The organism is Kitasatospora sp. CB02891 (assembly GCF_002803145.1).
Taxonomy (GTDB): domain Bacteria; phylum Actinomycetota; class Actinomycetes; order Streptomycetales; family Streptomycetaceae; genus Kitasatospora; species Kitasatospora griseola.
On record NZ_NNBO01000012.1, the window covers coordinates 212,977 to 235,453 of the forward strand.

Below are 22,477 nucleotides of genomic sequence, written 5' to 3' on the forward strand. Positions count from 1 at the left end.
CCGGTGTCACTCCCCGTTCCGGTCGAGGACGGCGAGCTCGGCCACCACCGCGCGGTGGTCCGTCCCGGCGAGGGCGTACTCGGCGACCGACACCGCGCGCAGCGCCCGGCCGTGCAGGACGTGGTCGATCTGGATCACCGGCGGCAGGCGGGGGAAGTCGCGGTTGTGCTCCGGCCAGGTCGGCATCAGCCCGGTCCCCAGCTCGGCGTGCGTGTCCGTGAGCCCGGTCGCCAGGAGGCTGCGCATCGGCGCGTGGTCGAGCGTCGCGTTGAAGTCGCCCAGCAGCACCGCGTCGCCGCTGCTGCGCCCGGCCGCGGCGTCCCGCAGCTCGTGCATGCCCGTCGCCCACCGGCGGGCGTCGCCCAGCGGGTAGTAGGTGTGCACCGCCACCAGCTGCACCGGCCGGCCGGCCACCGCGACCGTCACGTTGACGGTCGGCCACGCCGGATCGCCCGCCCCCGTCACCGGCAGCCGGGTGAAGAGCGCCGTGTCGGACCCGGCGGGCATCTCCCGGTGGGGGAGCAGCTCGCGGATGCCCGCCGCGTCCAGCGCCTGCGCCGCCGAGACGCTCAGCTCCTCCACCGCCAGAGCGTCCAGGCGCTGCGTGCGGACCAGGTCGACGAGCGCCGTCGGCGAGACTCCGCCCAGGTAGGCGTTGCTGGTGGCCACCCAGAGCCGCGGCGCGCCGGCCGGCACCTGGGCCCCGTCGGCGACCACGCGCGGGAGCAGCCACCACAGCTGGAGCCCCACCAGGAGCACGGCCAGGCCCGTGAGGACCCAGCGGCGCAACCCGGCCAGCACCGCCGCCGCCGGCACGGTCAGCAGCGCCGCGTACGGCAGGGCCGCCATCGGCAGGGCCAGGACCGTCCCGTCGTCCAGGCCCAGGACGCGGACCACGGCGAGCGCGGCCGGCCCGAGCAGCAACACGACGCACAGACCCGTCAGGGCCGCACGCCACCGCCGCCGGCGCGGTGTGCCCGCACCGGTCTCCGACGTGCCGTCAACCACGATGCTCCTCCTGCGGGATGCCGGTGGCGGCCGTGATCACCGGCCGCCGTCGTGGGGAGAGGACGACGGCGACGGGAGCACGGTTGCGGGTCGGGTCGTCGGGTGAGTGGTTGGTGTGCGGTGTGTTGCTGGTGTGATGTCATAGTGGCGCGTCCGGGAGGCTGTTCGACTCGGCGGGGCGTGTGCGGTGCGCGCGGGACGGCTGTCGGCCACGACGGCACGGGCGGCCGGTCGTGCGACCCGGCGAGGTCGTTGAGGCCGTGCCCGGGTGGGGCGCCGCACGCCGCAGGCCGACCGCAGCGACCGACTCAACGACCAGGTGAGGGCAGTGACTGCAACCGATCGAGCCGGGCAACGGTCCTGGCACTGGTACGGCGTGGCCGGGCTGGCCTCGGTCGTCGTGCCGGCGGTGTTCCTCCGGGCGCTGCGCCTCGCCCAGTGGCAGGTGAGTCACCCGGTGATCGTCCCCGACGACGGCTCTCCCGGGGGCGGGAACATGGGGAGCGTGGTGGCCGTGCCGATCCTCGGCCTCGCGCTGCTCGCCGGGCTGCTCATTCCCGTGCTGTGGGGTGCGGCGGCCGTCCGGGCCCGGGCGGGGAGCACCGTCGGGACCCTGCCGACGATCGCGATGGTCCTCCAGGGCGTCGGTCTGCTGTTCGCCTTCGCGGCCGCCCGCGCCCTGCCGCACGGTCTGCCCTGGGGCGCGGCCCTCGTCGCCTCGGGACTGCTCGCGGTGGCCGCCGTTCGAGTGCCTCGTCGGCCCGGCCGGACCGCGGCCGTTCAGTAGGGCCTCCGCGCCACCGGCCCGTGGGCGGTGCACCCGACGCGCGGTCACCTGCGAGGATGGGCGGGCGAACCCGCAAATCAGCACAGCGTCAGAATCGAGACGGCCTTGTCCAACGTCAAGCTGCACACCAACCACGGCGACATCGTGATCCGCCTCGACGCGGAGAAGGCTCCCGCGACGGTGGAGAACTTTCTCCAGTACGTCACGGACGGCTTCTACAACGGCACGGTGTTCCACCGCGTGATCGACGGCTTCATGGTCCAGGGCGGCGGAATGGAGCCGGGCCTGCGCCGTAAGGAGACCCGCGCCCCGATCCTCAACGAGGCCGACAACGGCCTGAAGAACACCCGCTACTCGGTGGCCATGGCCCGCACCTCGGACCCGCACTCCGCCACCGCCCAGTTCTTCCTGAACGTCGCCGACAACGCCTTCCTCGACCACACCGCGAAGTCCGGCCCCGGCTGGGGCTACGCCGTGTTCGGCGAGGTCGTCGAGGGCCAGGAAGTGGTCGACGAGATCAAGTCCGTGCCCACCACCTCCAAGGCCGGGCACGCCGACGTCCCGAAGGAGGACGTCGTCCTGGTGAGCGCCGAAATCGTGGAGTGACCCCCGGGGCGCGCCCGCGCCCGCCCTCGGGGAGCGGCGGACTCCCGTGGCCCGCGCCCCGGTGAGACGTCGGGTGTCGAACTCACCAGGGCGCGGCGCGGTCCTGCCGGGGCGCCGGGGCTTGGGCTTGAGCCCGGACTGCGGGGCCCGGTACACAACGGGCTGCTGCCACCGCTGCGCCGCAGGTCAGTGCCCGTCCGGAGACGGCGGGAGCGGTGGCCGGCGAGGGCCTGGTGCCGTCGGTGGGGTGCGGGCCGAGGGCCTCGGGTCTCCCGGAAGCAGCGCCCGGCCCCGATCGGTCAGTGCCGTCTCCACTTGGAGGAGGTGGATCTGGGCGTTGAGGGTGGGGGCGAAGGTCCTATGGACGACGAGGATCTGCTCGGACAGGCCGATGGCGCGGGCGGGGTCGCCGGTCGCCCGGTAGGCGTTCGCGCGGATATTGCGCGGTAACGGGGCGTGGGGCGTCGTCGAAGACGCGTTCGCTGCCGAGCGCGGCGTATCCGAACAGGTCGGTGTCGCGGTCCAAGTCGCCGGCCGCCCCGGTGCCGGAGGGACGGGAGAACGCCTCCCGTCGCCGCTGCGCCGTAGGCCGCCGCCCACCTGGGGCACCACTGGCCGGAGTCGAGCCGTGGACTGTCCTGTGCCCGGGTGGTGGGAGGGCGCGGTGGCCGCGGGCGGGGCCGGCGGCGTCAGTGGAGCCTCCTTCACGCTCTTCGCCGCGGGACCGGACCGCACCCTCGACGATCTCGCCCCAGACGTCGTCGCCCGCCTGCGCGACATGACGCACAGCACCCGGTCCAAGCACACCGCCGACGAACCCGACCTGCGCATCCCCGTCCACGACACCCGGAACCGCGCCGCCCGGATCGACGTGCCCGTGCCGGCCGTCAACGGCGCCGTCGACTCGCCCGACCACCTCGGCATGGCCGAACGACTCACCCGCACCGCCGCCAACGGGCGCGCCGTCTCGATCGACGGGACCGCCTGCTCGAAGAATTCCTGCGCACCCTGTGACCTCGGGGTGACGGCGGCTCGGGTGGCACGGCGCCCGGGGCAGGGCGGAGCCTAGGCTGGCCGGATGAGTGACGGGGTGTGGGAGCAGTTTCTGGCAGGAGCGGAGCCGGGCGCGGAGCTGCGCAGGCGGTGGCGGTCCGGGCTGGGGAGCAGGGCGGACGCGCCGACCGAGGTACTGCTCGCCCTGCTCGACGGCGACGAACCGCACTTCCTGTACCGGCGCGGGCTGCCCGCGCCGGTGCTGGACGCGGCCGTCGAGCACCCGTCCAAGCGGGTGTGGGGCCCGGTGGCCGAGTCCGGGGCGCTGTCACCCGGGCAGTGGGACCGGCTGCTGGAGGCGCTTGCCGGGCGCGGTGCCGGCGCGGCCTTGCTCGCACTCCTGCGCGAGATGCGGGACGACTTCGCCGAGCGCGGGGAGCGCACCGCGGTCGGGATGGCGCGCCCGCCCGGGCCCGACGCGGCGGCGCCCCGGACGCCGGCGGAGATCGCCGCGTTGGCCGACACCGTCCCCGACATCCCCGCCGAGGAGCGGACGTACGGGCTCCGGTGGGTCGGCGCGCTGTTCCACGACCCGGACGCGATGCGGCAGTTGGCCGCCCACCCGAACCGGTGGATCCGCCGCAGCGTGGCCCGCGCGCCCCGGCTTCCCGCCGACGTCGCAGCCCGGCTCGGGCGGGACGAGGACCGAGTGGTGCGGCTGTTCCTCACCGAGTCCTGCGCCGACGCCCCCGCCGAGACCCTGCTGGACGTGTGGAGTTGGTGGCCGGGCAGCCTCTCCTTCCCCGGTCGGCCCCGCAACCACCCCAACTTCCCCCGCGACGGCCTGCGCCACCACGCCTACGACCCCCGCCCCCGGTTCCGGCTGCTCGCTCTGGACGACCCCGCCGCACCGACCGCACTGGCCGTCCTCCTCGCCGCCGACCCCGACCCGGCGGTCCGGGCCCGCGCCGCCGAGGACCCACGCCTGCCGCCGGCCACCGTCCTCGCCCTGCTCGACGACCCCGATCTGACGGTCCGCCAGGTCGCCGCCCGCCACCCGGCGCTGCCCGCCGCGACGCTGGCCGCCCTGCTTCGCGACCCCGCCACCGCCGAGGACGCCGCCCGCAACCCCGCCGTCCCGCTGCCGGTAGCCCTGCGGATGGCCGCCTGCTGAGGGGGTCGCGCCCGTCCGCTCGCACCGCGCCCGTCGCCGAACGGCTGTCGGTCGCCCGGGACGCGGGCAGCGTCGGCGGTTCGGGGAGGTCCCCGGCTGCGGGCTTCAGCGGAGGATGCCGACGAAGCCGTCTCCGCCCTCCGAGCACGCGAACGTGCCCGTGCAGCACGGCTCCCATCCGGTGGCCGCGTCGAGCAGGGTCAGCTGTGACCACCGGTCGACGGGCCGGGGGTTTCGGCGGAGCCACAGGCCCAGCTGTGGCGCCGTCAGGTCGTCGGCGGTCGGCGACGACGAGCGGGTCGGGCCCGGCAGTACGGCGGCGACCTCCTGGGCGGGGTGTCCGAACAGGTCGACGTCGTCCCATGCCACCGCGTGCGTCGCGGGCGTGTCCGGAGACGTGTCGGCCTCGACGGTGATCAGGGTGAGACGGTCGGCGCGGTCTGGGCCTCCCGCCGCGACGGTCACCACGATGGTCCCGAAGGCGGCGACGGTGTTCCAGCTCCGGTCGAAGAGGATGCCGCAGAGCCAGGCGTCGTGGGCGTGCCGCAGCTGCTGGTAGTCGGCGCGGGTCAGCGTCATGCACTGTCTGGTGCGGTGGCTTCCGGGCACCGCCGCGAGCGTCGCGGCGGCCTCCTCGGCCGTCGCCCCGAACCTGAGCGTCCCGGCTCCGGCCGGCAGGACCACGCCGATCCCCGGCAGCAACTCCAACATCGGCCCATTGTGCCGTCCAGCGCCCCGGGCCTTGGCGGGGGCGGTGGCTGTTCGACGCGACACTGCCTCGGCGACGCAGACCGAAGGTGCCCGCCGGTCCGCGCGAACCGGCGGCAGAATGCGGCGTGCTGCGCACATCCTGCCTGGTCAGGACGCCACGGATGCGACAGGAGAGCCCGAAAACCCTTGGCGTCGGGCGGTGTCCACCCGACAGAGTTGATCTCGTCCGGTTCGCGGACATTCCGAGAAGGGGAGGACGAAACCGCCATGTCCACACTGCGGGTGACCGCCGAGCGCCTGACCATCCTGGAGCACCCGAACGCAGACGCCCTGGAGCTGGCGCAGGTCGGCCTCTACCGGGCCGTCGTGGCCAAGGGGGCGTACCGGACCGGGGACTTCGCGTGCTACATCCCCGAGCAGTCGGTCCTGCCGTCCGAGCTGATCGAGGAACTCGGGCTGACCGGCCGGCTCGCGGGCGGCAAGGCCGACCGGGTCAAGGCAGTACGGCTGCGCGGCGAGCTGTCGCAGGGCATCGTCTGCCGCCCCCGAGCCCTGGCCGAGGTCGACCTGACCCGGGCGGCCGAGGAGGGCACGGACTTCGCGGCGCTGCTCGGCGTCACCAAGTGGGTGCCGCCGGTGCCGACTTCGATGAGCGGCGAGGTCGAGGCGGCGCCCGACCTGCTGCCCTGGGTGGACATCGAGAACCTCAAGCGCTTCCCCGACGTCTTCGAGCCGGGCGAGCCGGTCGTGGTCACCGAGAAGCTGCACGGAAGCTGCTGCCTGCTCACCCTCCACGCCGAGACCGGTACGGTCCAGGTCTCGTCCAAGGGGGTCGGGGCACAGGGGCTCGCGCTGAAGGAGGACGGGCGGAACCTCTACTGGCGTGCCGTCCGCGCCTATGGCATACCGGAGTTGGCCGCCCGGATCGCCGACCGGCTGGGCGCGAGCCGGGTCGGGATCTTCGGCGAGGTCTTCGGGGACGGCGTACAGGACCTCGGGTACGGTGCGAGCAGCCGCACCGAGCAGCCGCCCGGGTACGCGGCGTTCGACGTCTCGGCGGTGATCGACGGTCAGCTGCACTGGCTGGACGCGCCCCGACTGCTCGCCGGCGAGCTGCCCGTGGTGCCCGAGCTGTGGCGCGGACCGTTCGACGCGGCACGCGTGCTGGAGCTCGCCGAGGGCCGCGAGACCATCACCGGGCGGCACCTGCACACCCGGGAGGGCGTGGTGGTCCGGCCGGCGGTCGAGCGCCACAGCCCCGTCCTGGGCGGCCGGGCGATCGTCAAGGCGGTCGGCGGCGGCTACCTGACGCGCAAGGGCGGCACCGAGTACGAGTGACGGGCCGCGCAGGACGAACGGGGGCGAGGCTTCGGCTCGACGGCTGAAGCCCCGCCCCGGTGGGTGTGACGTACTGGGTTTGATCCTCTCTCCGACCGGAAAGCGGACCGCGGGGTGATCGCCGGATCGAGGCGCGGTCAGCAGCGCACGGTGGCACCGCCGTTGCTGAGGTAGGCGCCGTACATCCAGCCGAGGTTTCCGCCGCCGACGACACGGACCCAGGTCCACTTGTTGCCGTACTCGTTGACGGGGCCGTCAGGGTGCCGGGCGCTCCGGGCCCTCGACGTCGGCGAGCAGTTTGCGCAGGAGCTTGTCCAGGGTGGCCTGTTCCTGGCCCGAGAGGGCGGAGAGCAGCGCGGTCTCGTTGGCCGCGTGGTCGGTGAAGGCGGCGTCCACGAGGGTGCGTCCGGCCGTGGTGAGGGCGATGCGGACGCTGCGCCGGTCCGCCGGGTCGGTGCGGCGTTCCACCAGGCCCGCCGATTCCAGTCGGTCGGTCCGGCTGGTCATGCCGGCCCGCGACATCAGCAGCAGCGCGGCGAGTTCGGAGGGCATCAGTTCGTACGGCGCGCCGGAGCGGCGCAGGGTGGCGAGAACGTCGAACTCGCCGCGCTGGAGGCCGTGTTGCTTGAACACCTCTTCGACGACCCGCCCCGCGAGCAGCGCGAATCGGCCGAGGCGGCCGACGGTGCCGACCGCCGTCAGGTCGAGGTCCGGGCGCTCCCGGCTCCACTGGTCGAGCATGACGTCCACGTGATCCATAGGGGCCATATTATTCGATGGGAGATAGTTAGACGTAGTACTATCAGTCATGGAACTATCAGAGCGCTCACTGTGGGGAGAGGCCAATGACGTTGATCGGACCGGAAGCCGTGGTGGTGCGGGGCGACGAAGCCGAGACCGTCGGAATGCTCGGCGGCAAGGGGCGGCTGCTGGCGGACTCCAGCGCCACCGGCGGCGCCCTGAGCACCCTGCGCGTCACGCTGGGGCGCGGCAAGGACGGCGCCACTCCGCACTACCACGGGGGCTCCTCGGAGCTGTTCTTCGTCGTCGACGGCTCGGCGCAGGTGCTGGTCGGGAACGAGGTGGTCACCGCCCGGAGCGGCGACCTCGTGGTGGTGCCGCCCCATCTGCCGCATGCCTTCGCGGCGGCGCCGGACTCCGGGGCGGACCTGCTGATCGTGATCACCCCCGGAGTGGAGCGCTTCGACTACTTCCGCCTGCTGGAGCGGATCCGCGCGGGCGAGGCGACGGTCGAGGAACTGCTCGCCAAGCAGGACCTCTTCGACAACCACTTCCTGGAGTCGCCGAGTTGGCGCGACGCCCGGGAGGAAGCCGCCCGGTCCCAGCCGTAGACCGCCCGGCACCGAGCTCGGCCCGACACCAGAGAAGGAACCCCGTGACCGACACCCGCACCATCACCAACCCGCCCGGCCTGCACGACCCGACACCGTTCGGCTACAGCCACGCCGCCTCCGCGCCCGGCGAACCGGTGTTCATCGGCGGTCAGTACGCCTCCGACGCCAGCGGGCAGGTCGTGCCCGGCGACTTCGCCGCCCAGGTGGAGCTCGCCCTCGCCAACCTGAGCACCGCGCTCGCCGGGGTCGGCCTCGGCTTCGAGCACGTGGTCCGGCTCGGCTCGTACATCGTCGACCACGACCCGGAGAAGCTGGCCGTCCTCGGCAAGGCCCTGGCCGGGGCCTGGGGCGACCGGCTGCCCGCGCAGACGCTCAGCGGGGTCGCCTCGCTCGCCCTGCCGGGGATGCTCTTCGAGATCGACGCGATCGCCGTCCGGCCGACGGCGGGCGCAGCGGGCTGACCCACCCACGCGCAGGGGTCCCACCGGCCGGTGGGACCCCTCGTCGTGCCGCCGCCGTTCGAGCGCGGCGACCCGGACCGCTCACATGGCCCGGGTCGCCGCGCACAGCCGTCGTTCCGTGGTGTCGGGGCCGTCGCTGAGGAGCAGCACCCGCACGCACGGACCCTCGTCGGTGACGGCCGTGTCGAGGATCTGGAGCAGGGTCGTCAGCTCGCGAACCGGCTTGTCGACGAGGACGGCCCCGGCCCCGCTCACCAGGATCAGCCCGGCCGGGTCCGGCTGCCGGAGCGGGTGGCGGGCGGCGGGTGTCGGTGAAGCATTCCTCGAAGGCGTCCAGGTTGTGACCGAAGTTGGCCGGGAGCGACAGGGCTTCGGCCCACTCGTGGATCGGCTCGTCTTCGGTCGAGCTGCGGACCGGGGTCACCCGCGGGGCCGGCAGCCCGACCGCGGCCCTGGCGATGGTGTTCGAGCTGGTCGAGTCCGCCCAGGAACGCCGGCGTGCGATCACCGGAGCCTCCCTCGTCGCTCCGGTCTGCTCCGATGCCAGGGTCGAGAACGGCGTCATGGTCGAGCGCGGGGAGGTCCCGCCCCGGCACTCGGTCGGTCAACGCGGCACCGCGGATCGGCCGGGGCAGCACCGCAGGTGGGGAGGCGTTGTCAGCGGCCGCCCGCTGCGGGGGCGAAGGGTCCGTCCAGGGCCGCCCATTGCAGGAGCAGGATGGTCTTGCCGTCGATGATGCGGCCGTCGCGGGTCATGGCAAGGGCTTCGGCGAAGGGCAGTTCGAGGACCTCGATGTCCTCGCCGTCCTCCTCCAGTCCGCCGCCGGTCCCGGTCCGGTCGGCCGGCGTGTAGGGGGCGGCGAAGAAGTGGAGGCGTTCGGTGACGGAGCCGGGACTCATGTAGGCGTCGAGGACGTGGATGAGCGGGCCGAGGGTGACGCCGAGCTCCTCGGCGCTCTCGCGGCGGATGGCGGTGGCCGGGCCGTCCGCGTCGAGCAGCCCTGCGGCGGCTTCGACGAGCATGCCGTCGGGGTGGTCGTTGACGTAGGCCGGGTAGCGGAACTGGCGGGTGAGCAGGACACGGCCGCGTCCGGTGTCGTAGGGCAGGACGACGGCGCCGTTGCCGCGGTCGTAGGTCTCGCGCTGCTGGGCTTCCCAGCGGCCGTCGCGGCGGCGGTAGTCGAAGGTGGTGCGGCGCAGGACGTGCCAGCCCTGGGAGGTGAGTTCGACGTCGCGGACCCGGACGTCGGGGTTGCGGTCCAGGCCGCGCCCGGCCCGGTCGAGGCCGGTGCGGCCGCGGTGGTCGGGGGCGTCGATGCCGGGGCGGCTCGTCACACGCTCTCCCGCTGGGTGCGGCGGGGGATCTCGGCCACGTCGTGGTAGACGGGCAGGCCGCGGCGGCGGGCGGTGGCTACGTCCTGGTCGGCTCCGGCGGAGGCGCCGGGCAGGCGCAGCACGGCGTCGCAGTGCGCGAGCAGGCGGTCGGCGGTCGGGTAGAGCACCTGCTCGGCGAGGGGGTCGGTGGGGCCCGCGCCCGCGGAGTGCAGGACGGGCAGCGCGATCCACTCTCCGATCACGGGGAGGTGCCCGGTGGCGAAGACGGGCCACGCAGCGGCTTCGAGGCGGGCGAGGTTGGCGGCCATGGCCTGCGGGTCGCCGTCGGTACCGGAGCGGTAGGGGCCGGCGATCAGGATGAGCATGGGCTCGCCGGCTACGGGCTTGTCGGTCATGGGCGCTACCATACATGCAGAAACGTGCAAGAACAGGAGAGATTACGGATGCTGGCTGCTGAACGGCGCGACCACCTGCTCGGTCTGCTGGCCCGCGAGGGCAAGGTCGTCGCCAAGGACGTGGCCGCGGACCTGGGGATCTCCGAGGACAGCGTGCGGCGCGACCTGCGCGATCTCGCCGCCGAGGGACTGTGCCAGCGGGTCTACGGCGGCGCGCTGCCCGTCTCGCCGGCGGTGGTGGACTACGCCGCCCGGCAGAGCGTGGCCCAGGACGGCAAGCGGAAGGTCGCCTCGGCGGCCGCCGCCCTCGTGCGGCCGGGCGGCACGCTGATCCTCGACGGCGGCACCACCGCCCTCGCCGTCGCCCACGCGCTCCCGCGGGATCTGACCTGCACCGTGATCACCCACAGTCCGACGATCGCCGCCGCCCTGCTCGACCATCCGCAGGCGGAACTCTTCCTGCTCGGCGGCCGGATCTTCAAGCACTCGGCGGTCGCGTGCGGCGCGGCCGCGGTCGAGGCCGCGCAGAACGTCTCCGCCGACCTCTGCCTGCTCGGCGTCACCGGCGTGCACCCGGAGGCGGGGCTGACCACCGGCGACGCCGAAGAGGCGGCGATGAAACGCGCCCTGGCGGCGCGGGCCGCGGACACCTACATCCTCGCCTCCTCCGAGAAGATCGGTACGGCCTCGCGGTTCCGCGTGCTGCCCTGGGAGAAGACCAGCGGCCTGATCACCGACGCCGACCCCCACGACGCGGTCGTCGAGCAACTGAAAGCGCTCGGCCTGGAGGTCCTGCCGGCCAACTGACAGCTGCGAGCCACCACGGGATCGCGGACCGGCCGGCTCCTCGACAGCGCCCCCTACCGGGTCGCGATCGGGTGGGTGGGCCGAAGCCGGAGGTCGAACAGGTCGGCCTGCCGTTCGGTCCAGGCCGGCCGCCCACCACACCGCGTCGCGTCATGGTCCACCGGCACGGTCAGCGGCGCGCCCGTGAGGCCGATGGCTGAGGCCGAACGCCGGTCGCGCCACGGCCGCCCCGCCCTGCGCCCGGACGGCACCAGCCGCGCCGAGCAGTTGCAGGCCGCCGACCGCCGACCGTCGGCCTCTCGGCGGGTGGCCTCCGCGGCGTCGAGCTGCCGCATCAGCAGAGCGACCCGTTCCTCGGCCGCACGCACACGGACACGGGCCCTCGCCATGAGCAGGACCAGGGGCAGCACGGTCGCGCGCCCCGTGCGCTCCAGGTGCCGGCAGGTCTCCTCGGCCCTCCCGAGCTCGTGGGCCGTCGCGGCCCGGGTTCGTCCGGTGTCCGCAGCCCGGGCGCGGGCTCGTCCGGGCCGGAGTTCCTCGTCGCATCGGCCGGGAAAACCGCTGTCGGGCGAATGGATCACGGTGGTAGAACTACCGCCGTGCACAAGACTCCGGAGTTTCCCGATCTGCTGCGGCTGATCGACGAACGTGCAACCGCCTTCCGCGCCGCGATCGCCGTCGCGCCCAGCCTCGACCTGCCCGTGCCGACCTGCCCCGGGTGGACGCTGTTCGACCTGGTGCAGCACATCGGCGAGGGCCGCCGTCGCTGGGCCGCCACCGTCGCCGCCGGGCCGGACGCCACGTCCAGGACCCCGGCCCAGGGTGACGCGGTCGCGCCGCAGGGGCGCGAGGACGTGCTGGCCTGGCTGGCCGCCTCGACCGAGCTGTTGCTGGCGGCCCTGCGGGAGGCCGGTCCGGACCAGGGCTGCTTCACCGGCTGGGGTGTCACGCAGACGCCGCACACCGCTGGCGGCGTCGCCCGGCACCAGGTCCAGGAGATCGCGGTGCACACCTACGACGCCCAGCTCGCCGTGGGCGACCCGGCCCCGCTGCCGGTCGAGGTGGCGCTCGACGGTGTCGAGGAGAGCCTGTTCATCGCCAGCTTCACGAGGAGCGCCTGGCCGCACAAGCCCACCGCCTTCGACCTTCACGCCACCGAGGACCGCTCCTGGCGCCTCACGGTCGACGGAGACGGCGCACGGACCACCCGGCTGCCCGCCATCGGCGAGGCCCCGGAAGCGGCAGGCCTCTCCATCCGCGGCACGGCCAGTGATCTGGTCCTCTGGCGGTACGACCGCATTTCGGTGGACTCCCTGCAACTCGACGGGGACCCGGAGCTGCTCGACCTGCTCTTCGCCTGGGAACCGGAGGACTGGGCGTGACGACGGGCCACCGCGTACGAACCTGTTGCTGAATCGCGAACGGATCCTGCCAGGCGCAGCGCTCCCGCCGGGTCGGCAGGACGGCGACCTCCCGGCCCCACGTCTCCTCGTCGGGGGCCGGCGGAGATCGTCCCGGTGTTCCGCTGACCGGCCCTGCGCGCCGTCCCGGGTCGAGGACTGACTCGTCCACCGCAGGGCGCACGGCCGCCCGACGTGCAGCCCCACCGCCGACCCGGTCTTCCCCGACCTCGGCCTGCGATCCGCTGCCGGCGCCCGGCGACGTCAATCCGACCCGGCCGCTCCTCCTGCTGCACAGCCCGCTCGACCTCTGGCACCCTCTGCCCGGCGAGGAGTGGAACTCCCGGTAGAACGTGCCCGGGTGCGGCCCGGGCCGTCTGCGGCCGACGCAGGACCGGAGACGTGTCTCCGGTGTAGAGGCCGCGCGTCGGCGTGCGGGCGCGACTTTCTAGAACCAGAAGGCCTTGACCACGGAGTGATCCGCGCCGGCTGCCTGTCGGTAGAAGGAGCGCAGGTCGTTGTGGTGCTGCAGGAAGAGTGCCTTGGCTTCGGCCTCGTACATGAAGCTGCCGAGGGGGCCGAAGACGCCGTCCTTGGAGGCGGTCCAGAGGTCTTCGAACGACGCGGCTTCCAGGAAGGCTGCAGCCTGTTTCACCTGGAGCGGAGTCATGATCAGAAACGGCGGGCCGACCTCGGAGTCGATGGTGGTGCCCCCGAAGACGGGCAGCGCAGCCGGTGCATTGGGGTCTCCGGTGCCGTCCGCGGAGCCTGTGTAGAGGTGGCTCACCTCGTCGAAGTCCTTCTCGATCGCGGTTGCGATCCCTGCGGTGAACTCTTCCCGGAGGTCGCGCCAGGAGTTCCGCATGAACGTGGACAGCCAGTCGCCGTCGGGTTGGATGTCGCTCTGCGGAACGGCACGAAGGTGCATGTGGAAGCTCACTGCGGCACCACGCCCTCTGTCGGGGTTGTCCGGTCGGTGGGCGGACACTACTCGTCGACGCCGACACCGCAGTGATGACTGCGCGGGCAGGAATGTGCGCCATTGGTCGGGGCTGACGGGCGGACGCTGGGGATCTCGGAGGGGATCCTCGCTGAGCTGAACCGCCCGATCGCTCCCGACGGCCAGGACCCGGGTGGGACCTGACTCCCCGCCCATCCCGTCCCGCCCCCGGGCGAGTCCCCGTGCTCTGCGGCGCGGGGGTTCGTCGGGCACTGCGTGACCTGCCGCATCCTCAGCGCAGGCCCGGTGTGGGGGAGGACGACGAGACGGTCGACGCTGACGATCCACGTATCGGCGCCGTTTTCACCCACGGGTCGGTCGTTCTCGGCGCCGAGGACGGGCCGTTGTTCTGGCTGGTGGTCACGGCGGGACCTCGCCGCGGTGAGGTGTGGCTGGTGTCCGAGGTCGGAGCTCTCCCGGCACCGATGGCTGACGCCCCGACCTTCGACGGGTGGGTGCTGCGGCACTGGCACTCAGGGCTGGCTGGTTGGTCTGACGCCTGCCGTGCAGGGGGGGGTGACGGCGGTCGACTCCGGTCGGGTCAGCTCTCGTTGGTGGACTCGCCCCGGGAGGGGAAGCCGCTGTAGCTGAACGGGGCTTCGTGCTCGTCCATCATCACGGCCCAGATCGCGATCGTGGTGAGACCGCCACCCGCCGAAGAACCTGCCCTGACATCCCTCACATCCCTGACATCCCTGACGCCGCTGACGTACGAGGACACCACCCCGGCCGGGGTCGGTCCCGGGTCAGTCCGGCAGGCCCCGGAACCCGGCGAGTAGTTCCTTCAGTGCGCGCTGTGCGGCCGGGTACGCCTCCTCCACGGCCGGGACGTTGGACGTCGAGCCCGCCGAGGGACGGTTCTGGCCGACCATGGCCACCTCGACCAGGATCCGGCCGTTGGTGCCGTAGAACACGGCCTCGCCGTAGTCCAGGAACCCCGGGCCGGCTGTGTGGAGGGCCGTCAGGTCGCCGTCCGGCGCGAGTTTTCCGTCCGGCCCGATGGTCCAGTTCGGCCCCTTCGGCGGAGCCGTGGCACCGGCCTCGGGCACCGACGCGCTGATCACCGCCACCCCCGGACCGTCCGTGCCCATGGTGGTCCACGAGGTGCTCACCACCCGCGCGGAGGCCCGCGACGAGGGGTCCGCAGCCGCCACCGTGCGCGACCCGCACGCCTGACCCGCCGCCAGCAGGTCCACGAGCAGCTTCGTGGTGTCCGCGCCCGGCGCGAGCACGTACACGCTCGCCCACATCCCGTCCGACTCCGCCGGGACCCGCAACTCGTAGATCGCCCCCGGCACGGGCACCGTCGCAGGCCCGACCCGGATCCTGTCGTCGACCCGCACCCCGGACATCGGCTGCTCCACCCGGCAGGGCGACAGGGCCAACGGCTTCCCCTGCCCGGGGCGGAACACCTCCCCGCCGTGCAGCCCCGTCGTGCCGGGCACGTACACCGACTCGACGATCTGCCGGATGTGATCGGACCCGAACTCAGTGCCCTCGACATCGGCCACCGCAGCGGCCCCGGCCGCCCCGGTGCCGGAGCCCGCATCCGCCGCCGGCGAACCTCCCCCCGAACACCCGCTCGCTGCGAAGCAGAAAATCCCCAAGACCGTTGCCAACCAAAGGCGTTCAGCGATCCGCATGCCCGCACGCTACCGCCGCCGCCCACCCGCCGTCCGCCCAACGGCCAACCCTGCCGGCCAACGGGTCCGCGCCGACAGGCGCCCGGGCCGCCTTTTCCGACGGCCGATCACCCCGGGCCCGGTGCCGACCCCGCGCCACCCCCACCCGGTTCAGTGAATTCGCGCCAGTGCCATGGGGCCAGCCATGCCGAATGTACGGGGTGTTGCGATGGCACTCACCACGTCACGTTGGAAACGTTGCGACTCACCGTGTCACCGTGGCCGCGCTCGCTGCGAACTGACCGGTGCCCGGGCCACTGCGGCCTGGTACCGCCCGGGCGCCTGACGGGCGGTGAGGTGCTGTGCGCACCGCGGGCAATGGGGTGCTACGCGCACTTTCCGGCGGTTGTCCCTGGGCGGCAGGTGCGCGTTTCGGCTACCGCTGTGGGTGGGTGGCGTCCTCGATGGCGGCGAGCAGGCGGGCGTGGACGTCGGCGGCGGCGTCGCGGGTGGCCGCGTCGGGGGCGTCGAGTTGAGGGGCGATCAGTTTCGGCGGCGAGGACTGGCACAGGGACGGCGGTGGTGCGCAGGTGCAGGAGCTGAGTGGCGGCGTGTTCGCCCGGAGTGGTGGCAGCGGTCCGGGTGGAAGGAATGAGGGCGCTGATGCCGCGGGGCGGTGCGGATTGCTGGTGGTCACCCGGCCCATCCTCGCGCGCAGGCCTCCGGTGGCCATCGGCATGTCCGGAGCCCGAGCCGGTGCCGGGCGGCAGGTCAGCTGCTGCCCTCGGCGGGGCCGGGGAAGAGCAGCCCAGCGGTGTCGAAGGCGGCCTTCACCATCGCGACGGCCATGGCCGGGGTGAGTGCGGTGCCGGTCAGGTCGCCGTGCGCGAGCTTGTTGCGCAGGCTCCGGCCGGCGTCGAGCCGGCCGGCCAGCTCGGCCGTGATGATGCCCTCGTCGGCTGCCCGCTCCACCAGCTTCTGCAGCGGCTTCTTGGAGCCCAAGCGCTCGCCGAAGGCGCGCTCCAGGGCGAACAGGGAGATGGAGACGGCGACGGTGGTGAACTCGTACCGGAAGTAGGAGTGCCGCACCAGCTCCCGTGCCGTCTCGAAGACGCTGGTGATGTAGGCCGGCGCGTGCGCGGGCAGTACCAGCTCCGCCACCAGGTCGTGCATCTGCATGTATTCGGCCACGAAACGGCGGGTCCGCGGGTCCGGCACCGGCCAGGGAAGCGGGCCCGGGAGCGGGGGCAAGGAATCCATCCGCGCAGTCTCGTCGCCCGACTCCTCCCGGCGCCATCGGTTTCCCGTGTCCGCCGACATCTTCGACAACGGGTCCGGCTCGCGCCACATCGCCCTGATCCGGCACGGGAGAGCAACCTCCTCTGGGGGAACGGCTCATGACTGCTGATCACCCCTGTCGCCGACTCGGCGACGGGGGTGATCCCGACCACCAGGACGTCGCCGGCACCGCCCGGCCGCGCAGGCCAGGTCTCGCCCGCAAGCGCGCGGAGCTACTCGACGTCGCGCAGCACGGTCCGGTGCTGCGGGCGGAGACGGTTGCCGGGGTCGATGCGGTCGAGCTCCAGGAGGTCGTGGTGGTTGCCCGGACCCTGGGCCAGGACCCGGCCGCGGCCGTCGACCGCACCGTGCGCGGCGCACTCCGGGACTCTCGCCGAGGAGTCGGGACTCGGCGTCGCGCCTCGCGGCCAGGTGGGCGCCGCGTTCGCAGACCGCAGCGGCGAGGTCGTGCAGGACCGGGTGCATCGACCGCGTCCTGGTCGACACCACCATCCGCGACCACCGCTTCGTCACAGACCCCGCGCGACGCCGTCCAACTGCGCACGGAGATCGGGTTCGGGAAGTGCCCCGCCACCGTGGCAGCTGCCGACGGCCGGAGACAGTTGGATCGGATGCTGGTTGAAGACGGGCGGGAGGGCGGCGCCATAGCGGCGCCGCCCTCCCACTTCAGTTGACGGGAACTCAGTCGGTCAGGTCGAAACGGGTGTTGAGGGTGCCGTCCGCGACTGCCAGGTCGCTGTAGCCGAGCCGTTCGCCAAGGGTTTCGAGTCTCGCCAGCCGAGTGAGACCGATGGGTGCGAAGGACGTCTTCAGGGCGCGCAGGAGCAGCCGCATTCCGAGGTCGGCCCCGAGCTCGCCCACCGCACGCTCCAGCAGGGACACGATCGACTCCTTGACGGACGTGTCGCACCGCTCCAGTAGTGACCCCTGAACCGTGTCGAGCTCCTCCAGGATTTGTCGACGGATCTCTTGCGAGTCGAACTGTGAAGCCTGCGCCGCGAAGGCCTCCGTATCACCCGGGCAGAGAAAACCTGAGCAGACTCTCGCAATGTCCGCCAGGAATTCCCTGATATTGCCGCCCTTGCCCTCGGGATTGAAGTGTCGACCAGTGGTGGACAGCCAGAGGACCTCCAGCTCCGAATTGGAAAGGGTCGACATGATGAGTCGCTGGGCGTCAACGCTCAGCGCCGCAGCTTCCTGCGACCCCATTCGCTCCAGGCGGGTTGTGATGAATTCCAGGGTTCCAGTCCAATCAGTCGGGCCATACGGGCCCCTGATCTTCATTCCAAGGCCGGAGATTCCAAAATCTCCATTGGGTCCCAGCGGTTCCATCTTTTCTGTCCATCTCCGGTCGGACTATTCAGGGTAGGACGTGTAGACGACGAAATTGTCCGGATGTTTGGCGACATACTTCAGCTGGATGAGAACCTTCCGGCCAGTGGCGGTTTTCGTCAGAGGATTTGCGGGAAGGGGTTTACCGCTGAGCTCGTACCTGTATGCCAGATTGCCTGGGATCACATCGGTCGGAACCTCCCACAGAACTTCCTGGAGGTCATGGCGTGGATCGAATCCTATATTGTCTCCGATTCGTTTCCTCTGTGCTTTGATCCAGTTCTCCAGGGCCCGTTCGTTGGCGGGCACCTTGCGCCACTCCGTGACGGCGTGCGCGACGGCCTTCTGGGCGGTCGCGGCGTCGATCCAGACTGTGACCGGGCCGTCCTTCGCCTTCACCGCGTCCAGCAGCTTCTGCCCACTGAGGTCGATGTGGTCCGAGACGGTGTGCCCACCCTCGTTGACGAACTTGACGTCGTCCTCGATGAAGTTGACGCAGTTGTGGACGAGGATGTCCAGCGCGTCGATGCCCGCCGTTCCGGCGAAGAAGGTGTGGGTGCCGTCGACCGTCAGGTCGTACACGGTCATGTCCTGCGCCGTCCGGGGTCGGAGCGCGGTGATGCTCCGGATCGAGCCGTCGGCGGAGCGCACGCGGTCGCCCGGTCGCAGGTCGGCCACGGTCTTCCAGCCGCCGCCCTCGACATAGACGCGGTGCCCCTCGGTGGACGTGAGGATCCCGCCGCCCTCCAGGCTGACCTCCGTCAGCCGCCCGGTCAGGTGGGAGTACGTCGCGGTGACGGTTTGCGCTTGAAGCTGCCCGTCCGGGGCACCGGTGAGGACGCTGTCGCCGATTCGGATCTGTTCGATCGGGCGGTGGGAGCCGTCAGCCAGCAGTACTGGCGTGCCGGCGGGGAAGCTGTTGGTCTCGCATGCCTCGCCCCACTTCACGGCGGCGGCTTCGCTCTCCGCCTGCCTGAGCAGTTGCGGGTCCATGTCCCGGACGTTGCGCAGGGCTGCGAGCGCCTCGTCGGCGCTCATGCCGCTCTTCAGGTTGAGGCGGAACTTGGACAGGGCGTCCGCGCTGGCCAGCAGTTTGCCGACGGTGGCGTCCTTGAAGCCGTCGAGGCTGGCCTGGAGGGCGAGTTTGGCCTGTCCGAGGTCGGTCCCGGTTTCGAGGGCGAAGCGGAAGGCGACGAGGCCCTTGGCGGCTTTGCTGAGTGTTCCGTAGGGGATGAAGTTGGACGCTGCCCAGGCGCAGGAGGCGTTCAGGCCGGGGTTCTTGAAGCACTCGATGAAGTCACCGACCAGGAGGTGAACTATGATCTTCGAGCTCTCCATGGTCTGGCAGTTTCGGGAGCCAGGGGGAGCCGAGTAGCAGTTGTACCGCTCCATGTACTCGCTGGAAAGCAGGTCGTACGAGCTCTCCATCTGGACCTTGTCGAGCTGCGCGGTGTAGAGGGGGGTCGTCACCCAGTCGTTGTTGTACTTGCCGTGGCACGCGGCGATGCTGAGGCCGGCGTCGGGGCAGGTCCTCAGGATGTAGTCGATCTCACCGGTCACCTTGACGTTGACCGGGAAGGTGCAGACCTCTTCCCCACCGTTCGGGCCCCGGTGCCATTTCGCGCTGCTCGTCCAACGTCTGAGGATGTCGACGGCGTCGACACAGGCCTGCAGGCCCTTGCCGTACTTGTCGTCGAAGACGATCTCCTGCTTCAGCTCCCCGTGGGGAACCGCGTCCATGTAGGACACCCGTCCGAGGTCGTCGACGACGGCCGTCTGGGACTCCATCTCGCCTGCGGCGTTACCGTCCTTCATCTTCTGGTAGACGATGTTGGCTGCGTCGATCGCGGCCTTGCGGGCCTCGTCGGCGCTCGCCTGGGCTTCGAGTTTGGAGGCGAGGGCCTTGTCGGCGGCGTCCTTGGCGTCGGTGGCGTAATGGCGTGCCTGGGCCGCGGAGGCGGCGGCCGCCGAGGCGGAGTAGTCGGCGTTGCGGGCGGCGGCGTCGGCGCTGGCGGCGGAGGCGCGGGCCTGGGCGGCGTAGGCGGTGGCCTGGTCGGCGCTGGCCTGGGCCTTGCGGGCGGACTCGGCGGCCTGATCGGCCCAGGTCCTGGCTTCCTTGGCGGATGCGTCGGCCTGGCCGGCGTAGGCGTTGGCCTCGTCGCTGGCGCCGCGGGCGGTCGCGTAGGACTGGGCGGCCTGGGCGGCGTACTGGCGGGCCTTGGCCACGTTGCCGTCGATGGCCTGCAAGTAGGAGGCGATGGTGGAGACGTGCGCGGCGGTGACGGCGTCGCGCTGCTGGGCCTTGGGCAGGCCGATCCTCAGGAAGGGCTCCAGGCCGGAGGTGGGGCCGGACATGGCGGCCTGGGCGGCGGCCTGGACCTCGGGGCCTCCGCCGGAGATGGCCTGGGAGACCAGCAGACGGTTGTCATCGTCGCGGGCCGTGTACTGGCCGGTGGCGAGGAACGCCCGGATGTCCGCGATGGTGCCGTCCAGTGCCTTGCCGGCGGCTTCGCGCACGCGCGGCCCGCCGGAGGACATGATCTTGGACAGGGCGAGGCGGTCGTCGTCGTCCTTGCCCGGGTAGGCGCCGGTCGCGAGGAACGCCCGGACCTCGTCGACGGTGCCGACCGAGGCGGTCTCGGCGGCCAGGCGCCGCTCGAGCTTGGTGGAGGCGGAGGCGAGGGCGGTGACGCTGGTGCGGTCGTCGCGTTCTCGCGCGAGGGCGAGGTCGGTGCTGAGGAAAGCGAGGACGTCGGCGTCGTGGCCCTCCAGCGCGGTCTGCGCGGCGGCCTGGACCCAGGGCCCGCCCGCGGTGAGCAGGCGGGTCGCGGCGAGGCGGCCCTTTGCCACCGCCACCGACGGGTCGACGCCGGCGGCGGTGGCCTCGCCGATCAGGCGCTGGGTGTCGGCGGCGAGCTCGGTGGCCTTGCCCGTCTCCCACGCGGCCTGCTTGGCCTTGGCCGCTTCGTCGAAGTAGGCCTGCTGGGCGGCGGCGACCTCGGCGGCCTGCTGGGCGGCGAGGCGCTCGGCGTCCGAGGCCCGTGCGAGGTCGGCGATCTTGTGCGCCTGGGTCGCGGCGGCGGCCGCGTCGGCGGCGGCCTGCTGGGCGGCGGTGGCGGCGGCCTGCGCGGTGGCGGCAGCCAGGGCGGCGTCGCCTGCATGGTCGGCCGCCTGCTGCGCTGCGTCGGCTGCGGCACCTGCGTGGGCGGCGGCGGAGTCGGCTGCGCGCCGGGCCTCGGCTGCAGCCGCCCGGGCCTCGGCCGCGATCTTCTGGACGGCGGCGCAGGCGCGGTGCGCCTCGGCGGCGGCGGCATGGGCGCGGTCGGCGGCGGCCCTGGCGCGGTCGCGGGCCTCCTCGGAGACACCGGCCTGGTTGGCGGCCTCGGTGGCCGCGGCGGCCGCGGCGTCGGAGTTTGCCGCAGCCTCATTGGCGGCCTGGGCGGCCCTGTCGGCCTGCTTGGACGCGTGCTCCGCCCACTGGGCGCGCTCGCCGATGGTCTCCGCCTCGCCGGCGAGCTTCTTCGCGTTGACCGCGGCGTTCTTCGCCTTGTCCGCGTCGGCGGCGTTTCCGGCGGCCTTGGCGGCGAAGTCCTGGGCCTGCGCGGAGGCGTTGCCCGCAGCAGTTGAGGCACGGGCCGCGTCCGCGGCGGCGTCAGCAGCCTGCCGGGACGCTTCGTTGGCCTTGGCGGCGGCGCTGGAGGCCTGCGCGGCGGCCTTCGCGGCCCGCTCGGCGGCGTCGGCGGCCTTGGCCGCGGCGTTGGACGCCTTCTGCGCATCGCCCTTGGCGGCCTTGGTCTCCGCTGCGGCCTTCTCGGCGGCCTGCTTGGCCAGCGCGCTCGCGGCCAGCGCCTGGGCGGCCGCGTCCTCGGCCTCCCGGGCCTGCTGGCCGGCCTGGTCGACGGCATTGGCCGTCAGGTCCGCGAGCTGGGAGATCGTCAGGGTCTCCTGGTCGTGCGCGGCGGCGGTCTGGTAGCCGTAGCGCAGGAACTCCCGCACATCCTCGATCGTGCCGTCCAACGCCGCACCGGCGGCCTTGCGCACCTCCGTGCTGCCCGAGGACATCAGCTGGGACAGCTTCAGACGGTCGTCGTCGTCCTGCGCCCGGTACTGACCGGTCGTCAAGAAGGTGTTGACGTCGTCGATGGTGCCGTCCAGCGCGAGCCCCGCGGCCTTCCGCACCGCCGGCCCGCCGGAGGACATGATCTGCGACAGCCTCAGCCGCTGGTCGTCCTCGAAGGGGCGCTTGTATCCGGAGTCGACGAACGCCTGCACATCGGCTGCCGTGCCGGCGAGCGCCTTCAGTGCTGCCGCGCGCACCCACGGGCCGGAGGTCGCGGTGACCTCCTCCACGCGGGTGCGCAGGTCGGCTTCGGAAGCGGCGGTCCTACCGGTGGCCAGGAAGGCGGCCACGTCGCCGTCGGAGCCGGCCAGGGCGGTTTCGGCGGCCTGCCTGACTGCCGGGCCGCCGTCCTTCCACGCCGCGATCGCCGCGACCCGGTCCGGTATCGGGCCGATCGGCGGCTCGTCAGCGGCGAAGGCGGGTATGGCGAGCAGGCCGGCGAGCAGGCCGCCGACCGCCACCCCGACGGCGCCACGCCGCCAGGGTGTCCATTTCCTACTGGTGATTTTCATCGAGGATCCGAAGTCTCCTTCTGTGGTCGCGGCAAGTTGCTGCGGCGACCTGGGGCGGTGGGGTGTTGCCGGGTCAAAGAGCGTGCCGGGCCGGGGTGTTGCGAACCCGGCCCGGCGACGCGGCGGGATCGGCCGTGCCGAGCGCTCGGCTCCGGTCGTTCGTCCGTCGGCCTGCCCAGGCAGGCCGACGGACGGTCCGTGATGCCGCTGCGATCGGACTGG

At 72.5% G+C, this 22,477-nt stretch carries 22 protein-coding genes and 1 pseudogene; 9 read left to right on the plus strand and 14 right to left on the minus strand.

What is annotated here, in order from left to right; all coding sequences use genetic code 11:
* Positions 1-6 precede the first annotated feature (6 nt).
* A complete protein-coding gene (locus CG736_RS25500; protein ID WP_232734172.1) occupies positions 7-1,008 on the minus strand; it encodes an endonuclease/exonuclease/phosphatase family protein in 1,002 nt (333 codons plus the stop codon).
* A 328-nt stretch (positions 1,009-1,336) separates the two neighbouring features.
* Between CG736_RS25500 and CG736_RS25505 the strand changes: the two genes are divergently transcribed.
* The 4 genes from CG736_RS25505 to CG736_RS25520 all read left to right on the plus strand — a co-directional run bounded on the left by CG736_RS25505 (position 1,337) and on the right by CG736_RS25520 (position 4,568).
* Complete coding sequence (locus CG736_RS25505; protein WP_157815732.1) at positions 1,337-1,795, plus strand: hypothetical protein; 459 nt, start codon at positions 1,337-1,339, stop codon at positions 1,793-1,795.
* 105 nt (positions 1,796-1,900) lie between these two features.
* Entirely contained in the window at positions 1,901-2,401 is a 501-nt protein-coding gene (locus CG736_RS25510; protein WP_100588509.1) for a peptidylprolyl isomerase, read from the plus strand.
* A 628-nt stretch (positions 2,402-3,029) separates the two neighbouring features.
* Entirely contained in the window at positions 3,030-3,470 is a 441-nt protein-coding gene (locus tag CG736_RS25515) for a hypothetical protein (RefSeq protein ID WP_157815733.1), read from the plus strand.
* A gap of 9 nt (positions 3,471-3,479) precedes the next feature.
* Positions 3,480-4,568: a hypothetical protein gene (locus CG736_RS25520; RefSeq protein WP_157815734.1), complete on the plus strand. Its 1,089-nt coding sequence runs from the start codon at positions 3,480-3,482 to the stop codon at positions 4,566-4,568.
* Positions 4,569-4,673: 105 nt separating this feature from the next.
* On the opposite strand, the gene CG736_RS25525 is transcribed toward CG736_RS25520, so the two are convergent.
* Entirely contained in the window at positions 4,674-5,279 is a 606-nt protein-coding gene (locus tag CG736_RS25525) for a hypothetical protein (protein WP_100588512.1), read from the minus strand.
* A gap of 267 nt (positions 5,280-5,546) precedes the next feature.
* Between CG736_RS25525 and CG736_RS25530 the strand changes: the two genes are divergently transcribed.
* Positions 5,547-6,617 carry an RNA ligase (ATP) gene (locus CG736_RS25530; RefSeq protein WP_100588513.1) on the plus strand — a complete coding sequence of 357 codons (1,071 nt, stop codon included), beginning with the start codon at positions 5,547-5,549 and terminating at the stop codon, positions 6,615-6,617.
* A gap of 255 nt (positions 6,618-6,872) precedes the next feature.
* On the opposite strand, the gene CG736_RS25535 is transcribed toward CG736_RS25530, so the two are convergent.
* Complete coding sequence (locus tag CG736_RS25535) at positions 6,873-7,376, minus strand: MarR family winged helix-turn-helix transcriptional regulator (protein WP_255419034.1); 504 nt, start codon at positions 7,374-7,376, stop codon at positions 6,873-6,875.
* Between the two features lie 86 nt (positions 7,377-7,462).
* Between CG736_RS25535 and CG736_RS25540 the strand changes: the two genes are divergently transcribed.
* Positions 7,463-7,969, plus strand: coding sequence for a cupin domain-containing protein (locus tag CG736_RS25540; protein WP_100588515.1), 507 nt, complete (start codon positions 7,463-7,465; stop codon positions 7,967-7,969).
* Between the two features lie 44 nt (positions 7,970-8,013).
* On the plus strand, positions 8,014-8,433 hold the full coding sequence (locus tag CG736_RS25545; RefSeq protein ID WP_100588516.1) for a RidA family protein: 420 nt from the start codon (positions 8,014-8,016) through the stop codon (positions 8,431-8,433).
* 81 nt (positions 8,434-8,514) lie between these two features.
* On the opposite strand, the gene CG736_RS38010 is transcribed toward CG736_RS25545, so the two are convergent.
* From CG736_RS38010 to CG736_RS25565, 4 genes and pseudogenes are all read right to left on the minus strand, one after another.
* Positions 8,515-8,688, minus strand: a complete 174-nt coding sequence (locus tag CG736_RS38010; RefSeq protein WP_232734173.1) for a hypothetical protein — start codon at positions 8,686-8,688, stop codon at positions 8,515-8,517.
* Positions 8,689-8,782: 94 nt separating this feature from the next.
* Positions 8,783-8,998, minus strand: a pseudogene (locus CG736_RS39015) (hypothetical protein); the annotation flags it as partial.
* Positions 8,999-9,090: 92 nt separating this feature from the next.
* The gene (locus tag CG736_RS25560) at positions 9,091-9,768 is read right to left on the minus strand and encodes an NUDIX domain-containing protein (RefSeq protein WP_100588517.1); all 678 of its coding nucleotides are present in this window, start codon (positions 9,766-9,768) and stop codon (positions 9,091-9,093) included.
* Positions 9,765-10,163, minus strand: a complete 399-nt coding sequence (locus tag CG736_RS25565; RefSeq protein ID WP_198520608.1) for a DUF4406 domain-containing protein — start codon at positions 10,161-10,163, stop codon at positions 9,765-9,767. Before CG736_RS25565 ends, CG736_RS25560 begins: the two co-directional genes overlap by 4 nt.
* 48 nt (positions 10,164-10,211) lie before the next feature.
* On the opposite strand from CG736_RS25565, the gene CG736_RS25570 reads away from it, so the two are divergent.
* On the plus strand, positions 10,212-10,970 hold the full coding sequence (locus CG736_RS25570; RefSeq protein WP_100588518.1) for a DeoR/GlpR family DNA-binding transcription regulator: 759 nt from the start codon (positions 10,212-10,214) through the stop codon (positions 10,968-10,970).
* 599 nt (positions 10,971-11,569) lie between these two features.
* Positions 11,570-12,352: a maleylpyruvate isomerase family mycothiol-dependent enzyme gene (locus CG736_RS25580; RefSeq protein WP_232734174.1), complete on the plus strand. Its 783-nt coding sequence runs from the start codon at positions 11,570-11,572 to the stop codon at positions 12,350-12,352.
* Positions 12,353-12,818: 466 nt separating this feature from the next.
* Here CG736_RS25580 and CG736_RS25585 read toward each other — a convergent pair whose 3' ends face one another.
* From CG736_RS25585 to CG736_RS25610, 7 genes are all read right to left on the minus strand, one after another.
* Positions 12,819-13,310, minus strand: coding sequence for a DUF1877 family protein (locus CG736_RS25585; RefSeq protein ID WP_157815735.1), 492 nt, complete (start codon positions 13,308-13,310; stop codon positions 12,819-12,821).
* Between the two features lie 601 nt (positions 13,311-13,911).
* Positions 13,912-14,052, minus strand: coding sequence for a hypothetical protein (locus CG736_RS25590; protein WP_157815736.1), 141 nt, complete (start codon positions 14,050-14,052; stop codon positions 13,912-13,914).
* Between the two features lie 64 nt (positions 14,053-14,116).
* A complete protein-coding gene (locus CG736_RS25595) occupies positions 14,117-14,881 on the minus strand; it encodes a hypothetical protein (RefSeq protein WP_157815737.1) in 765 nt (254 codons plus the stop codon).
* Between the two features lie 547 nt (positions 14,882-15,428).
* Positions 15,429-15,689, minus strand: a complete 261-nt coding sequence (locus CG736_RS36535; RefSeq protein WP_157815738.1) for a hypothetical protein — start codon at positions 15,687-15,689, stop codon at positions 15,429-15,431.
* Between the two features lie 74 nt (positions 15,690-15,763).
* Positions 15,764-16,183: a hypothetical protein gene (locus tag CG736_RS25600; RefSeq protein WP_157815739.1), complete on the minus strand. Its 420-nt coding sequence runs from the start codon at positions 16,181-16,183 to the stop codon at positions 15,764-15,766.
* Positions 16,184-16,972: 789 nt separating this feature from the next.
* Positions 16,973-17,623, minus strand: a complete 651-nt coding sequence (locus CG736_RS25605; RefSeq protein WP_157815740.1) for a hypothetical protein — start codon at positions 17,621-17,623, stop codon at positions 16,973-16,975.
* A gap of 24 nt (positions 17,624-17,647) precedes the next feature.
* On the minus strand, positions 17,648-22,255 hold the full coding sequence (locus CG736_RS25610) for an RNase A-like domain-containing protein (protein ID WP_100588526.1): 4,608 nt from the start codon (positions 22,253-22,255) through the stop codon (positions 17,648-17,650).
* Positions 22,256-22,477 lie beyond the last annotated feature (222 nt).

Excerpts from the sequence above, each read along its gene's own strand:
- CG736_RS25520 (WP_157815734.1), top strand. The coding sequence starts at position 3,480 with ATGAGTGACGGGGTGTGGGAGCAGTTTCTGGCAGGAGCGGAGCCGGGC.
- CG736_RS25525 (WP_100588512.1), bottom strand. The coding sequence starts at position 5,279 with ATGTTGGAGTTGCTGCCGGGGATCGGCGTGGTCCTGCCGGCCGGAGCC.
- CG736_RS25530 (WP_100588513.1), top strand. The coding sequence starts at position 5,547 with ATGTCCACACTGCGGGTGACCGCCGAGCGCCTGACCATCCTGGAGCAC.
- CG736_RS25535 (WP_255419034.1), bottom strand. The coding sequence starts at position 7,376 with ATGGATCACGTGGACGTCATGCTCGACCAGTGGAGCCGGGAGCGCCCG.
- CG736_RS25540 (WP_100588515.1), top strand. The coding sequence starts at position 7,463 with ATGACGTTGATCGGACCGGAAGCCGTGGTGGTGCGGGGCGACGAAGCC.
- CG736_RS25565 (WP_198520608.1), bottom strand. The coding sequence starts at position 10,163 with ATGACCGACAAGCCCGTAGCCGGCGAGCCCATGCTCATCCTGATCGCC.
- CG736_RS25570 (WP_100588518.1), top strand. The coding sequence starts at position 10,212 with ATGCTGGCTGCTGAACGGCGCGACCACCTGCTCGGTCTGCTGGCCCGC.
- CG736_RS25605 (WP_157815740.1), bottom strand. The coding sequence starts at position 17,623 with ATGGAACCGCTGGGACCCAATGGAGATTTTGGAATCTCCGGCCTTGGA.
- CG736_RS25610 (WP_100588526.1), bottom strand. The coding sequence starts at position 22,255 with ATGAAAATCACCAGTAGGAAATGGACACCCTGGCGGCGTGGCGCCGTC.